The sequence below is a fragment of the Mycobacterium sp. NPDC050853 genome (genome assembly GCF_040653875.1).
GTDB lineage: Bacteria > Actinomycetota > Actinomycetes > Mycobacteriales > Mycobacteriaceae > Mycobacterium.
On sequence record NZ_JBFAGW010000006.1, the window covers coordinates 1 to 12,826 of the forward strand.

A 12,826-nucleotide genomic window follows, 5' to 3' on the forward strand; every position below is an offset into this window, starting at 1 on the left:
CGGGCCGCCAATGGGGAACAAAACCCGCCGAACTACAGCACCGCGCCCGCATACACCGGACAGCAGTCGATCCCCAACACCGCACCCCCACAGCAGGAAACCCCGAATCAACGAGAACCTAGCAGGCCAACGTCAACGCCCGCGCCGACCAGTACCGAAACAGTAACCAGCAGGGCTACTCCCTCCACAAAAACTCAAACATCGACATCTGTTCCAGCACCACTTACGGAAACCGTGCCTGGACACGCGCATAAGGCACCGCCGGATAAGTCGATTGAGGAACTCACGCGGCAAGAACGAGAGTGGTCGCCGACATTAAAGCGTGAATGGGACCAACTGAAGAAAGATAGATGGTCGATCGAATGGGGAGAGTACGGCAAGGGAACCTTCACCGACACTGACGATCAAAAGATTGTTATTGACCCGCAGAACTTTCAGGAAGGCAACAACAAGGATGTCGTACAGGCTCTTGCTCACGAACTAGGCCACGCGACACATCCCGAAACCAGAAATTTCACCACTGACGGATACGTCGACACCATGTTGAGGAATGAGGGATATGCGACCATCAATAACATTATGATTCAACGAGAGTTGGAATCTACAGGCGGGAGAGACATCGGCATAGCAGGCGATCAGGACAATAAATTCAATGGTATATTTGACAAATATTTTACTAGTGTTAACTGGGATTCGTCCGAGGCTTGGGATAAGGCAGGGCGGGAAATCGGACAATACTATGGAGACCATTTACGCCCCTCGGTAGCCCCGTTAAAGACGTACCGACAGTACTATACTGATGGATCGCCTTTCCCCTGGTAAAGACGTGGTTTAGCTGCTCAGAATAACTTTATCAATCCAGTTAGGTTGGTTATGCCCACTAGAAGCGTACTAGCTGTTCTCCTATCGGTTCTGCTGGCGAGCTGTAGTTTATCGGATGCTGGTGGGAGGGCAAATGCTCAACCAAACGGCGATGTCTGGCAATTATTAGACAGCGTGATTAAGCAGGTTCCTCTAACGGTCGACAAGGTGCAGTCACTCTTGGGTGTCACGTTCTCTGAAAGAGTTGACGTTCCTGGACGCTGGGAGACTGGGGCCGTGAATGTGAGTGACAACCTGCGGCTATCTTCCGCGACAATAGGAGTTGACGGAGAGGGATGGCGCTTCTTTTCTCTCGATTTGGCGAAGCCTGACTGCATTACAATGAAAGATATAACGAAGAGATATCCATCAACTGCATTGACCGGTGCGCCTAGCGGTCACTCTACTCAAGAGAAGTACACCGTTACCGCCATTGAGCCTTGGGGGAAAATTAACTTCGGTTTATCGCAATCCGATAAATGTCTAGCATCCATTTCCCTACGGCCTTAATGTCAGTAAAGGAAATTCTCACACCCACAGCTCTTGAGATAGTTCGTCACCGATTGAATGCGGCCTTCACACGGGTCCACCAGCTTATAAATCCGCGCGTACAAGAATCTTGACGTCGCGACAAGCTAACAACCGCCCGTATCTTGTTGTCGACGCGCAATGACTATTACCCCAAGCAGGAGGTGTCGACGGCGGCGGTCCGGCGAGGGTCGAGGGACCCCGGCTCAACGAAAAGCGTATCGGGGGTGCTGAACTGCACGCTGCTCACGGCACCGTTATAGCCGCTGGTCGGGACCGCGACCGTATAGTCGGACGTCTTCACCGCGATATAACGATCCAGATCTGGTAATTGCGGTTCAGCGCCAGCCGACGGCGCCAATGACAAGCCGGTGGCTGCCAGCGCTCCGATACCTACCAAAGCCCGAGCGGACGCCATTTCACCACGTTAACAGCACGCGCCACCACCTGACCTGCTTCGCTGGAAACACCAAGCGCTCATCGACGCCGGTGGCATCTAGGGCACCCCGAGCGTGAGGGCTGACGAACTGGCCGCCACCCACAAACGCATCGCCCAATCGGAGGCGACGGTGGCGTTGACCCGCGACACCTGCGACCTCTTCGACGAGCAGATGGGCTGATCGCCGTCAACCTGGACCCATAGACAACCCAACCACCACGAAACCGCGACCCAGCGAATACAATTCGATCAATAACGCCGCCATCCAAAGGCTTTTCGATATCGACGTCTACAGCGCCCGCGACATCCTCCAAGATTTGGTCGGCCGCGAAATCCTGACACGGACATCGACACAGACCCGCGGCAAGGCCGTCCGCTACGGCCAAGGCCCGCGATTTCCCGACAAGAAGGGCGCACGCCAACAACAGCAGCCCAGACCAGAGCCGCCCGAACAGCTCCAGCTGCTCTGACCGCGGAAGACAAAAGCTCTGCGGGCCCTGCCGCGCTGCGCGAACCGCCACAAGAAAACACAGCGCGCGAGCGTATCCTCGTGCCCGCGCTGGACGAGTGGGAAGAGCTGGCGGACATCGATTGGTATGTCAGGCAGGACAATCCAGGCCGGCTGCTCTCTGTGATTCAGCAGAAGACCATCGACATGATTCGGTCGCTCGTCGGTGAAGGCCTGTGCGAGCTTGGCACCGTCGAACAGGGCCAAGGCTTCGTTCCCGTCGGCGATTTCACGGAAGGGCTGTCGAAACTCCCGGCGCTCTACATCGACCACTACGACGACCGTCGATGACGCTACGCCTACTGCTTGAACTTAACGAGACCGGGGAGCAGCTCGCCCGCAAACTCTACGACGAGAACCCTTCGGCCTACGACGACGACTGAGGACGATGTCCGCGAGCGAATACCAGCCAATTCCACACGATGCCCAGGGATTACACGGCCTGCATGCCCGCATCGTCGGAGAGCTTCTCTTGAAGTATGGCCATCCGAGGAGATCAAGAATGTTGTCATCGCCGACCACGAACTCAACATCTACTGCGAGTTCGCCGTCTACATCCCCGGACACCCGACCGCCATCCTCGTCGGGCGATGCATCGACAAGATGCTGCGCCCGCTCAGCGCCGTCACACAGTCCTATTAGGGCACGCGTTCGGGAATCTCGTTGCCCGTGTCACGGCAACTGACCATCCCGAAACCGCGGAACAGTTCACCGCCTGCCCGGATCTAGCCTGGGACAGCTCGTGCTTCACTGTTGCTTCGTGTCGGTGCGGAGTTCCCAGGGCTGCATGCCGAGGAGACCCGCAAGGTGCCCCTGCATCTGGACGCCGGACGGCAGCGGGCGCCACCATATGGTCACCTCGGCGATCTTGCCGTTCTCGTCGAGCAGGATGTAGTCCATCCCGTCGACCACGGTGTCGTCGATCTGCAGCCGAAAGTATGCGGCGTGGTGCGTCTGTCCGCTGAGGACTTCCTTGTAGGTGAGGTTGGTCGCCACCGTGCCGACCGTCCGGATGGCTTCCAGGACTGTGCCGCGGCCGGTGAGTGGGTCATCGCCGAGCGGGCCGTACAGCACCACGTTCTCGGCGAGGATTCCGAACAGGGCGTCTTTGTCTGCGTCGCCGTGCATACAGTCGACGAAGAACTCCACTGCGTCGCGGTGCGCGGCGAACGTGGTCATAGGTACTCCCTTGTGTTCTTTGTTGCTCGTCGTGTGATCTGATCGAGGTTCCGTCCACCCGATGGTGTGGTTGGTGTGCGCGACCATCGGGCCCGGTGTCCTTCCTCTAGGGCGCGTAGCTAGTCGATGACCCGAAAAATTTACGCCCACAACAGATTTCTGGGAATCGGAGACCGGGTACTAGTTCTACTGGCAGCCGCGGCCCGGTGCGCGACGTCTTTGTTGGCGTAGGTGCAATTGCTTACTAGATCACTGTGGTGCCGCCGTCGACCACCAGCTCCATGCCATTGACGTAGCTCGAGTCCTCGCAGGCGAGGAATAACGCGGCCGACGCGATTTCCTCGGGGCGACCCGACTCTCGCCGCGGGATCACCGACTCGAACTGCGCCTTCTGCTCCTCGGTCATCACCTGCTCCAATACCGGGGTGGCGACCTGGCCGGGGGTCAGCACGTTCACCCGGATCTTCCTATCCCTCAACTCCGACACCCACACCCGGGCGTACGCGGGCAGCACGGCTTTGCTCCCCGCGTACACACTCCAATCGGGGTAGCCCCGCAGCGAAGCGTTCGACCCGGTCATGAAGATCGAACCGCCATCGTTGAACAGTGGCAGTGCCTTCTGCACCGTGAATAGCGTGCCGCGCGCGTTCAGCCAGAAGGCATTATGGAAGTCCTGCTCTGTGATCTGGCCGAGCTTGGCCTGCTTGCCCGTCCCGGCGCTGGCCCACAGCACGTCGATCGAGCCCTTTTCTTGTGTGACTGTGTCGTACAAACGATCCAGATCGTCGAGGTCGGCTGAATCACCTTGCACGCCGATGACATTGCGGCCGATCTGTTCGACGGCTTCCTCGACGGCGTCTTTCCGTCGGCCCGTGATGAAGACGTGAGCGCCTTCGTCAACGAACAACTTGGCACCGGCCAGTGCCATACCGCTTGTCGCGCCGGTGATCACCGCGACCTTGCCATCAAGCTTTCCCACGATCACTCCATTCGTTCGAAGATGTCCATGTTATGTACACCGATCTGTGTGCATAAGGTATCGGACGGTGACGTGGGATGCAAGCTATGCACACCGATCGGTACCCAATTGGCTAGGCTGGATGTGTGACGGAGTTGGAGAAGGGGCCGCGGGGCCTGCGCCGCGGCAGGGGCGCACGAGAGCGCATCCTGGGCGCTTCACGACAACTGTTCCGTGATCAAGGCATCAACAGCACCGGGCTGGAGCAGCTCTGCACGGTGGCGCAGGTGTCCAAACGCACGTTCTACCAGCACTTCACCGGCAAGGACGAGCTGATCGCCGAGCACCTACGCCGATTCGATCCCGATATCCTGCCCGAAGTGTTCGACCGCACCGACCTCACGCCCCGCGAACGGCTCCTGGCCGTCTTCGACATTCACGCGCCGCTGTGCCCGTTCATCGCAGCGGCCGTCGAAATCCAAGACCCGAGCCACCCGGCACGCGTAAACGCCGCCGACTACAAGAGAGCTTTTGCCGCGCGACTCACCGAAACCGCCCGCGAGGCCGGCGCCACCAACCCCGAACAACTCGGCGAACAACTGGCGCTGCTCCTAGATGGCGCCTCAGCCCGCAACCGAGTCCTCAACACCGAAACCTTCGCGACCGCCGCCGCCATCGCCTCCATACTCATCGACAACACCATCCCCACGCCCGCGATACCGCCCGACGCGGGCGGGAACTAACCCGCCGGGACGGGCCACGCGCCGGATCCGGCGGCAAGGGGCATGACATTTGGACAAGCCACACCTCAGGAGGGCCAGGGAGAGTCCTCGTCTTGGGTTAGGTGGTGCAGTATTCGTTCGTTGAGGGCGGCGAGCATGTCGAGTGCAGCGGGGGTCATCAGGTCGATGAAGTTCCGGCGAACGTCCTCCACATGCCCAGGCGCCGCCTTCTCGATGGCAGCGCGGCCAGTCGGCAGAAAGCAGACCACGGCGCTACGGGGCGTCATCGGGGTTAGCGCACAAGTGGCTCGCCCGACACGCACCATTCAAACGATGGACGTCAGAGCCTTGGTCTAGCATGTAACTAGTCCACTCTTTGACGGGAATATTTGCATGTCAGAAGCTATATCAGATTTGGCGGTGACGAAAGATACCTATATCGATCAAGCGTTAGTCCACCTAGCTCGGCTGGCAATGTCAGGCCGCGAGCAAGACGTCGTTTTGTTTGTGCAACGCGTCGCGCGACGGCTACGCCACACAAACCCCGAAGTCGCTGAGGGGTTGACCGATGTTCTACGCGAAGCGCCGACCAGGATGTCACCATTGCGGTCGGCGTCGCCGGCCCCCATGCCGGTCGATACCGATTCTCGATTGCCTCTCTTGCGGGTCGAGCGATTCGAGCGCGAACGTTCAGCGCCGATACTTTCGGCGGAGGTCCGGGAAGCGCTCGCGCAGATTGTCGATGAACGTGGCCACAGCGACAGGTTGCTGCGGGCGGGCCTAACGCCTTCGCGGGCGGCACTGTTCGTCGGCCCCCCCGGGGTGGGCAAGACGATGGCGGCCGGATGGATCGCAGAGTCACTCGGGATGCCGTTGGCAATTCTTGACCTCTCGAGTGTGATGAGCAGCTTGCTTGGTAAAACCGGCATCAATCTGCGTCACGCATTCGACTACGCGAAGCAGAGCGAATGCGTCCTGTTCCTTGACGAATTGGACGCCATCGCTAAACGACGTGGCGACGACAGTGACGTCGGGGAGTTGAAGCGACTAGTCACCGTGCTGTTACAGCAGATCGATGATTGGCCGAGCAGCGCTGGGCTGGTACTGGGAGCGACCAATCATCCCGACCTGCTCGATCCCGCTGTGTGGCGTCGGTTCGACACCAATATCGTCTTCGGAATGCCGGACATCGAACTCCGAGCACAGGCGATCGAGCGATTCAGCGAAGGGACGCTGACCCCGGCCACAGTCGAAACACTAGCGGCGTCGACTGACGGTGCCTCATTCAACGATCTGGAGCGCCAGGTCCTTCGTCTGAGGCGCAATGCGGTCATCCACGGAACAAGCGCTTCAGATGTCGAACACACTGCGCTCGCTGGCATCCAACGACTCGATCACGCGGCCCGGCTCCGAATAGCTTTGGCGCTCCTCAAAAGTGGACGCAGTCAGCGACAAGTCAGTGCGGTAACCGGAATTTCGCGCGACACGTTACGAAAGCACCTCACTAGGTCCTGACGCATGTTAGTAATTGGTGATTACAAAGGGGGACGCTGAGATGACCAGACCGACAAGATATCTCATCGGGCATGGCGAACGACTAGTCGAGTCGATACCACCGATTCTTAGCGGCAACAGTTCTCCGGCCCCATACACCGTTACGCAGGCGCGAGCGCGTATCGGCGAGATGACTCAACGTACCGCGGCCGAAGCTTCCGATTTGCCCAGTGAGGTATGCCCCGGCGACATGACGGTCGCTGCGGTGACCCTGCATCCCAAATACCTCTCGAAAACCGGTTACCCACTTGATCTTTTGCATTCAGCCGGACTCGATCCGGTCGGGAGTCGACCGGAAAATTTGATTCCAGAACAGTCGGTCCGCCTAGTTCAAGGTAAGCCTCACTGGTATCGACCCACTGACTCGCAACCGACCACCAAGCTGTTCGTTGCCACAACCCGCGCCAACCTCCACCAGTGGGCACACAATCTGCTAGCCCCGGTCGACGAAGACGATCTGGACACCGCAGAAAAGAAGATCGTTCGACTGGAACGGGTAGATCTCAACACCGCAAGTGACCGCGACCAGCTAGCTACTGCAACCACCACAGCTGAGATCGTCCTACACTCCGTCGATCAGGTCATCGTCGATGGACTGATCCGATACTGCGACGACCTTGACGTCGATTTATTGATGGAACGCAGGCGTATCACCGGCGGGCTGGCCTTCATTCCTGTGCGCGGCGATAACGAGGCTTTGCGGAAGTTGGCTAACTATTCGTTTACCCGCGTCGTACGTGCCATCCCAAAGATGCGCAGCCTGCCGGACCAACCCCCCGAACCCGTCCGGTCTCTACCTGAAATGCAGGCCAAACTGCCCCAGGGCGGTCCTATTGATCCCACCTTGCGCGTTGCGGTATTCGACGGCGGGTTACCTGCAGACACCGTGCTGGGCCAGTGGACGACGCTACATACGTTCACAAACAGTGGCCCAGCCCGTGCGAGCTATCTCGATCACGGCCAAAAAGTCACCTCGGCAGTACTTTTTGGCCAGGCCGATCCAGACGTCCCTCTGGGCCGGCCGTATGCCAATGTCGATCACTACCAAGTATTGGACTCGGAGAGCGACTCAGATCCCTACGAGCTCTACACCGTCATCGAACGAATCGAATCTGTTCTCACGCAACGAAACTATCCCTTCGTCTCTATCAGTATTGGCCCGGCGCTGCCCATCGAGGACAACGAAGTCCACGCCTGGACGTCCTTCTGGGACACACATCTTGCCGATGGCAACACCTTGACCACCATCGCGATCGGCAACAACGGCACCTATGACCGAGCAAGCGGCAATGCCCGCGTGCAGGTTCCCTCCGACAGTGTCAACGCCATCGCTATCGGCGCGGCCGATAGCTCGGGCCAATCCTGGCAGCGGGCAACATACTCAGCAATCGGGCCAGGCCGCGCACCGGGCACAGTTAAACCCGACATTGTCGCTTTCGGAGGCTCACTACAAGAGCCATTCATCTGCGTAGATACAGACGGAACGCTGACTACCACGTGCGGCACGAGCTTCGCCTCGCCATTGGCGATGCGTACAGCCCTCGGCATCCACACGTTCTTCGGATCGCAGATAACACCAATGGCAACCAAAGCCCTGCTCATTCATACCGCGGATCGGCGGGCTGACGACGATGTATTCGAAGTAGGACGCGGACGCATCAAACACGACTTCGACAAACTGACCCAGTGCGGGGACGGCGAAGCGCGCATTCTCTACCAAGGAACACTTGAACCCGCGCGCTACGTCCGGGCAGCGATCCCGTTACCGCTGGATCTGCCGTCAGGTTATGTCACCATAAGCGCCACAATCGTATTCGCCAGTGACGTAGACCCCGCCGATCCAAGCAATTACACCCGCAGCGGCCTGGACGTGTGGTTTCGTCCCCACCGCGGCAAACTCAACGCCTCTGGCACCCTAGCTAAGACTGATTCCTTCTTCCAGAGCCACGACTTTTCCACCGAGCAGGAGCTGCGTAAGGACGCGCACAAATGGGACACCGTCATGCACGCTTCACACCGCAAACTCAAACAGAGCTTGTCTCATCCCGTCTTCGACATCCACTACAACGCACGATCCGGAGGACACAGCGTTAGCAACTCCCCCCGAATCCGGTACGCGATGGTGATCACCGTCCAGGTACCAAAGGTTCCCGACCTGTACGAACAAGTGCTCCGCACCTACGCGACCCAGCTTGAAGCACTTCAACCAGCTATTGACCTACGCCTGTTCACCTGAGCTGCAACATATCTCGCCTTGCAGGACCCAAGTCCGCCCGCAGGCCGGGCAACCAATTACGTTCGCGGCCTCCTCGTTGCCCGTCAGTCGCTTCGGCACGCGACGAACGGTTAGCGCGGTTCCTGAGTTGGGCGGCGGCCGCACAACAGCGCATCGCGACCGACGAGCACCGCGAAGTGATCGCCAGATAATCCGATGGAGTCTGGAAAGACGGCTCCGTTCGATGGATGCCGTCGCCGACTCAGCGTTCCTGCGCGCCAAGCAGACCGGCGTGTAGTCAACCAGACTCGGCGATCCGGTCAGTAATGGCTTCGGCCGCTTTGCCGAGCTTGATCAGGTCCGCCTTCGTCAACGGTTCCACCACCAGTTCGCGCACCTTCACGACGTGCAACGGCGCCGCGGCGGCGACCCGCCGCATTCCGGCCTTCGTGAGCTCGACCACGCTCACCCTGCCGTCATCGGCGCAGACACCCTTGATCACCAACCCGTCATCGTCGAGGCGCCTGACCACGTGCGATAACCGCGATAACGAGGAGTTGGCGCGTGCGGCGAGCTCCGACATCCGCAGCGTCCTGTCGTCGGCTTCCGACAGATTCGCCAACACCAGGTACTCGAACATCGTCAATCCGGTGGTGCGCTGCAGATCGCTTTCCAGGGCCGCCGGAAGCTCCATGATCATCGACAGCAGCTGGCGCCACGCACGCTGCTGATCGTCGTCGAGCCAGACCGTTTCGGGTCGACGACGGTCACGCTTGGGGCGCGTCATAGCGACGACCCGATGGTGTCCCATCGCACAGCTGTCATCCGGACCTCCTCCTCCGCCTGAAGGATAGTTCCACTATCAACGATTGAACGTGAGCCGCCGACCGGCGACGGCTCCGTCGTGGAAACTCTCGGCACCGGTGATGGCGCCTGGTCGTCATCGTCGAGGCGTCGCGGCCTGACTCGCGCGGGCAATGACTGCGATGCAGGCCATTAGTTGACGCGTCACGTTACCCGGTTTAGATTTGTTGAAGCATCAACTGATGCCACCCGTCGTGCCCGCGTCGATGCGAGATACGCAGGTGCAACCGCTCGGGCCAACCCTGTTCGCACACATACGTCTTCGAGGAGCCCTCGTGAACATCGCGATATGGATCGCGTCCGGATTACTCGCCGCCGTATATCTTTTCATCGGCGGCACGAAACTGCTGACGCCCAAGGAGCGCCTAGCGGAGAACCCCTCCATGGCTACTGCCGCCGAGGCGTTGTCCGCGACGTCGATCAAACTTATCGGCGGCGTCGAGGTCGCCGGCGCTCTCGGTTTGATCCTGCCGTGGCTCACCGACATCGCACCTATCCTGACGCCTGCCGCTGCCGTGGGGCTCGCGCTGCTGCAGGTGGGCGCGGCAGTCTTCCACGGTCGACGAGCGGAGTACAGCAAGTGGCCCGTGAACGCAGTGTTCCTGGCGCTGGCGATCTTCATCGCGGCCACTCGGACCGCGGAGATCGCGCGATGAGCAACGCTCTGCAGTACGCCGTCGTGGGCACCGGCAGCATCGGCACCGTTCTGGCGCAACGATTCTCCGACCACCACGTCCCAGCACTCTGGGCCAACACGCGAGGTCCAGAGACGATCGACGTCACCGAACTGTCCGCCTCGATCACACCGGCCACCCTCGACACGGCCCTGGATTCAGACGTGATCATCTTGGCCATTCCATTCCTGAAGGTCCGTGAGCTGGGTGGGCGCCGTCCAGATTGGTCGGGCAAGATCGTCGTCGATGCGACGAACGCGTTTCTGGTGCCTAATTCCGAGCAAATCCTGGGCGGCCGCCTCTCGACCGAGTTCAACGCAGAGGCGTTTCCGGGCGCCGCGGTGGTCAAGTCGTTCAACCAAACCGCCGCCAGGCAGCTCGCCGAGAAGCGCCCACCCGAATTTGGGAAACGCGTGGTCTTCGTGGCCAGCAACGACTCCGCGGCAAGCACGGCGGTAGCCGGGCTGTGCACCGATCTCGGCTTCGCCCCCATCGAACTCGGACGTCTCGACGAGGGTGGTGTACTAATCCAGGCCCGCAACGCTCTGGTCTTACGCGAACTCTACGAGCTGCCGACCGAACTCGAGAAGAGCATTGAGGTGACGTCGGCGGTTGGGCGGGATCTGTCCCCGGGCACGTGGACGATCGACCCCGTCCACTCTTCCATCACGTTCTCGGTTCGCCACCTGATGGTCGGCAGGGTACGTGGGCGGTTCGGCGACTTCTCCGGGGCGATCACGGTGCCCGAGAACGGAACTCCGAGCATTACGGCCACCATCGCGGTCGGGTCGGTGGACACCGGCAACCCAACCCGCGACGAGCACCTGCGGGCACCCGACGTCTTCGGCGCCGACGAGTTCCCCACCGCGCGCCTTGTCTCGGTCAACATGCACGGCACCGGGCAGAACGACTGGGTGCTCATAATCGACTTCACCCTGCGCGGAATCACCAAACGCCTACCACTGGCGTTCACATTTCTCGGCGTGAGCGCTGGCATGGGTCACGGTGAAGTGGCCGGATTCGAAGGCGAGATCACACTGCGGCGTAGCGACTTCGGCGTCCTGACTAACACTCCCGTGCTAGCCGGGGGCGGCCCGATGCTCGCAGACACCGTCGAGGTCACCGTGTGTTTAGAGGCGCTCAAGGCACCCTTCGCGCCGACCGGATGAGGTTCATCGCTGCCCCGCCGATCACCGACAGCAAGTGGGACCCAAGACCGTGCACAGAGCAGTCAGGGCATCAGGTACCGGACGATGAAAGACGTTCATCCCACGACGAGCTAACTGCGGAAACGAGTATCGCCACCGCCAACCTCAACCTTCGAAACTGGCAACTGTCCGCCGCGTCCTACAGGCCGCGACTCATCGGGTGACGAGCTGGCCGTTCAGTGAGGCTTGGTGGGCAAGGTCGTTTTGTGCTGCGGGCCAGCTGGTCTCGTCGACGCGAAGGGCATTGCGCAGGTATGCGGTAGTGATGCGCTGTACGAGAGCGACCGTGAGGGGGTTGTCCGACGCCGACTGGGGGACCGTCCCGTAGGCGTGAATCCCGCCCAATGCGGGGTCGGCCCCCAATAGCGTCAGGAGTTCCTTGCTGCCGGGGCTTCGCTGGTAGGCGTCCAGCCACCAGTCTGGTCCACGCGTCGATAGCGGCGACTGGTCGGCGTCGCCTGCCGCGATAAGCGCAGGAGTGGCCATGTGCTCGAAGCTCGGATTCATGAAAGGAAACATCTGGGTGGCCCTGATCGCCGTTCAAAGGGCTTGGGAGATGCACATCGTGTGAGAACTGACAGGCTGGCTGCCGCGCTGCGACGAATCGCCTAGGAAGGCCCCTCAACGGCGGAAGAGTCGGCGGCCGTTGCCAGATGGTGCAGGATCCGCTCGTGCAGGACCGTCAACTGGTCGAGTTCAGCTGGGGTAAGCAGGTCCAGGAAAACACGGCGGACGTCCGCTACGTGACCAGGGGCCGCCTTCTCGATGGCGGTGCGGCCAGCCGGGAGCAGACAGACCATCGTGCTGCGGGCGTCGCAGGGGTTGGGCTCGCGGCTGATCAGCCCGCCTTTCTCCATGCCTCGAAGTTGGTGGGACAGACGGCTCTTCTCCCAACCCAGTGCGTTGCGCAGCTGATGAGAAGGCATGCGGTCACCGTCGTGATCGGACAGTAACGCCAGGACCTCGTAGTCGGCCCCGGACAGGCCCGATGCTTGCAGGCCCCGCTCTAGGTGCACGCCGACCTGATGGCGTGCATCGATGAAGGCCCGCCAGGCGCGGAATTCGCGCGGGTTCAGCCAGTTTGGTTCCATCCGCCTCCACACTCCCAATTGGTTG

At 60.4% G+C, this 12,826-nt stretch carries 12 protein-coding genes and 4 pseudogenes; 8 read left to right on the forward strand and 8 right to left on the reverse strand.

The features are described 5' to 3' along the window. Nucleotides 1–822: hypothetical protein (locus AB0H22_RS18560; protein WP_358148007.1), on the forward strand; the 822-nt coding region annotated here is incomplete at its 5' end. A gap of 790 nt (nucleotides 823–1,612) precedes the next feature. Here the strand turns inward: AB0H22_RS18560 and AB0H22_RS18565 are convergent. Continuing rightward, nucleotides 1,613–1,807: pseudogene (locus AB0H22_RS18565) on the reverse strand (hypothetical protein); the annotation flags it as partial. A 338-nt stretch (nucleotides 1,808–2,145) separates the two neighbouring features. On the opposite strand from AB0H22_RS18565, the gene AB0H22_RS18570 reads away from it, so the two are divergent. After that, complete coding sequence (locus AB0H22_RS18570) at nucleotides 2,146–2,298, forward strand: hypothetical protein (protein WP_358148010.1); 153 nt, start codon at nucleotides 2,146–2,148, stop codon at nucleotides 2,296–2,298. 80 nt (nucleotides 2,299–2,378) lie between these two features. Beyond that, the gene (locus AB0H22_RS18575; protein WP_358148012.1) at nucleotides 2,379–2,627 is read left to right on the forward strand and encodes a hypothetical protein; all 249 of its coding nucleotides are present in this window, start codon (nucleotides 2,379–2,381) and stop codon (nucleotides 2,625–2,627) included. A gap of 456 nt (nucleotides 2,628–3,083) precedes the next feature. Here the strand turns inward: AB0H22_RS18575 and AB0H22_RS18580 are convergent, their stop codons facing one another. Continuing rightward, nucleotides 3,084–3,515 (reverse strand): hypothetical protein, encoded by a 432-nt coding sequence (locus tag AB0H22_RS18580; protein WP_358148015.1) that lies wholly within the window; start codon nucleotides 3,513–3,515, stop codon nucleotides 3,084–3,086. 244 nt (nucleotides 3,516–3,759) lie between these two features. Next, complete coding sequence (locus tag AB0H22_RS18585; protein ID WP_358148017.1) at nucleotides 3,760–4,494, reverse strand: SDR family oxidoreductase; 735 nt, start codon at nucleotides 4,492–4,494, stop codon at nucleotides 3,760–3,762. A gap of 125 nt (nucleotides 4,495–4,619) precedes the next feature. Here AB0H22_RS18585 and AB0H22_RS18590 point away from each other — a divergent pair, with 125 nt between their 5' ends. Continuing rightward, nucleotides 4,620–5,216 carry a TetR/AcrR family transcriptional regulator gene (locus AB0H22_RS18590; RefSeq protein WP_358148020.1) on the forward strand — a complete coding sequence of 199 codons (597 nt, stop codon included), beginning with the start codon at nucleotides 4,620–4,622 and terminating at the stop codon, nucleotides 5,214–5,216. 65 nt (nucleotides 5,217–5,281) lie between these two features. Here AB0H22_RS18590 and AB0H22_RS18595 read toward each other — a convergent pair. Beyond that, a pseudogene (locus AB0H22_RS18595) lies at nucleotides 5,282–5,489 on the reverse strand (MarR family transcriptional regulator); the annotation flags it as partial. A gap of 357 nt (nucleotides 5,490–5,846) precedes the next feature. On the opposite strand from AB0H22_RS18595, the gene AB0H22_RS18600 reads away from it, so the two are divergent. After that, on the forward strand, nucleotides 5,847–6,710 hold the full coding sequence (locus AB0H22_RS18600; protein ID WP_358148022.1) for an ATP-binding protein: 864 nt from the start codon (nucleotides 5,847–5,849) through the stop codon (nucleotides 6,708–6,710). Nucleotides 6,711–6,939: 229 nt separating this feature from the next. Next, the gene (locus AB0H22_RS18605) at nucleotides 6,940–8,985 is read left to right on the forward strand and encodes a S8 family peptidase (RefSeq protein ID WP_358148024.1); all 2,046 of its coding nucleotides are present in this window, start codon (nucleotides 6,940–6,942) and stop codon (nucleotides 8,983–8,985) included. 277 nt (nucleotides 8,986–9,262) lie between these two features. On the opposite strand, the gene AB0H22_RS18610 is transcribed toward AB0H22_RS18605, so the two are convergent. Further along, the gene (locus tag AB0H22_RS18610) at nucleotides 9,263–9,751 is read right to left on the reverse strand and encodes a MarR family transcriptional regulator (RefSeq protein WP_358148027.1); all 489 of its coding nucleotides are present in this window, start codon (nucleotides 9,749–9,751) and stop codon (nucleotides 9,263–9,265) included. 352 nt (nucleotides 9,752–10,103) lie between these two features. On the opposite strand from AB0H22_RS18610, the gene AB0H22_RS18615 reads away from it, so the two are divergent. Beyond that, a complete protein-coding gene (locus AB0H22_RS18615; RefSeq protein ID WP_358148029.1) occupies nucleotides 10,104–10,484 on the forward strand; it encodes a DoxX family protein in 381 nt (126 codons plus the stop codon). Continuing rightward, nucleotides 10,481–11,671: a YceI family protein gene (locus AB0H22_RS18620; protein WP_358148032.1), complete on the forward strand. Its 1,191-nt coding sequence runs from the start codon at nucleotides 10,481–10,483 to the stop codon at nucleotides 11,669–11,671. The genes AB0H22_RS18615 and AB0H22_RS18620 overlap by 4 nt, the downstream gene beginning before the upstream one ends. Nucleotides 11,672–11,692: 21 nt before the next feature. On the opposite strand, the pseudogene AB0H22_RS18625 reads toward AB0H22_RS18620, so the two are convergent. The 3 genes and pseudogenes from AB0H22_RS18625 to AB0H22_RS18635 all read right to left on the reverse strand — a co-directional run. Further along, nucleotides 11,693–11,779, reverse strand: a pseudogene (locus tag AB0H22_RS18625) (transcriptional regulator); the annotation flags it as partial. Nucleotides 11,780–11,863: 84 nt separating this feature from the next. Then, a pseudogene (locus AB0H22_RS18630) lies at nucleotides 11,864–12,238 on the reverse strand (chlorophyllase); the annotation flags it as partial. Between the two features lie 80 nt (nucleotides 12,239–12,318). Beyond that, nucleotides 12,319–12,801 carry a MarR family transcriptional regulator gene (locus AB0H22_RS18635; protein ID WP_358148034.1) on the reverse strand — a complete coding sequence of 161 codons (483 nt, stop codon included), beginning with the start codon at nucleotides 12,799–12,801 and terminating at the stop codon, nucleotides 12,319–12,321. Nucleotides 12,802–12,826 lie beyond the last annotated feature (25 nt).

Excerpts from the sequence above, each read along its gene's own strand:
- AB0H22_RS18620 (WP_358148032.1), top strand. The coding sequence starts at position 10,481 with ATGAGCAACGCTCTGCAGTACGCCGTCGTGGGCACCGGCAGCATCGGC.
- AB0H22_RS18635 (WP_358148034.1), bottom strand. The coding sequence starts at position 12,801 with ATGGAACCAAACTGGCTGAACCCGCGCGAATTCCGCGCCTGGCGGGCC.
- AB0H22_RS18580 (WP_358148015.1), bottom strand. The coding sequence starts at position 3,515 with ATGACCACGTTCGCCGCGCACCGCGACGCAGTGGAGTTCTTCGTCGAC.
- AB0H22_RS18605 (WP_358148024.1), top strand. The coding sequence starts at position 6,940 with ATGACGGTCGCTGCGGTGACCCTGCATCCCAAATACCTCTCGAAAACC.
- AB0H22_RS18610 (WP_358148027.1), bottom strand. The coding sequence starts at position 9,751 with ATGACGCGCCCCAAGCGTGACCGTCGTCGACCCGAAACGGTCTGGCTC.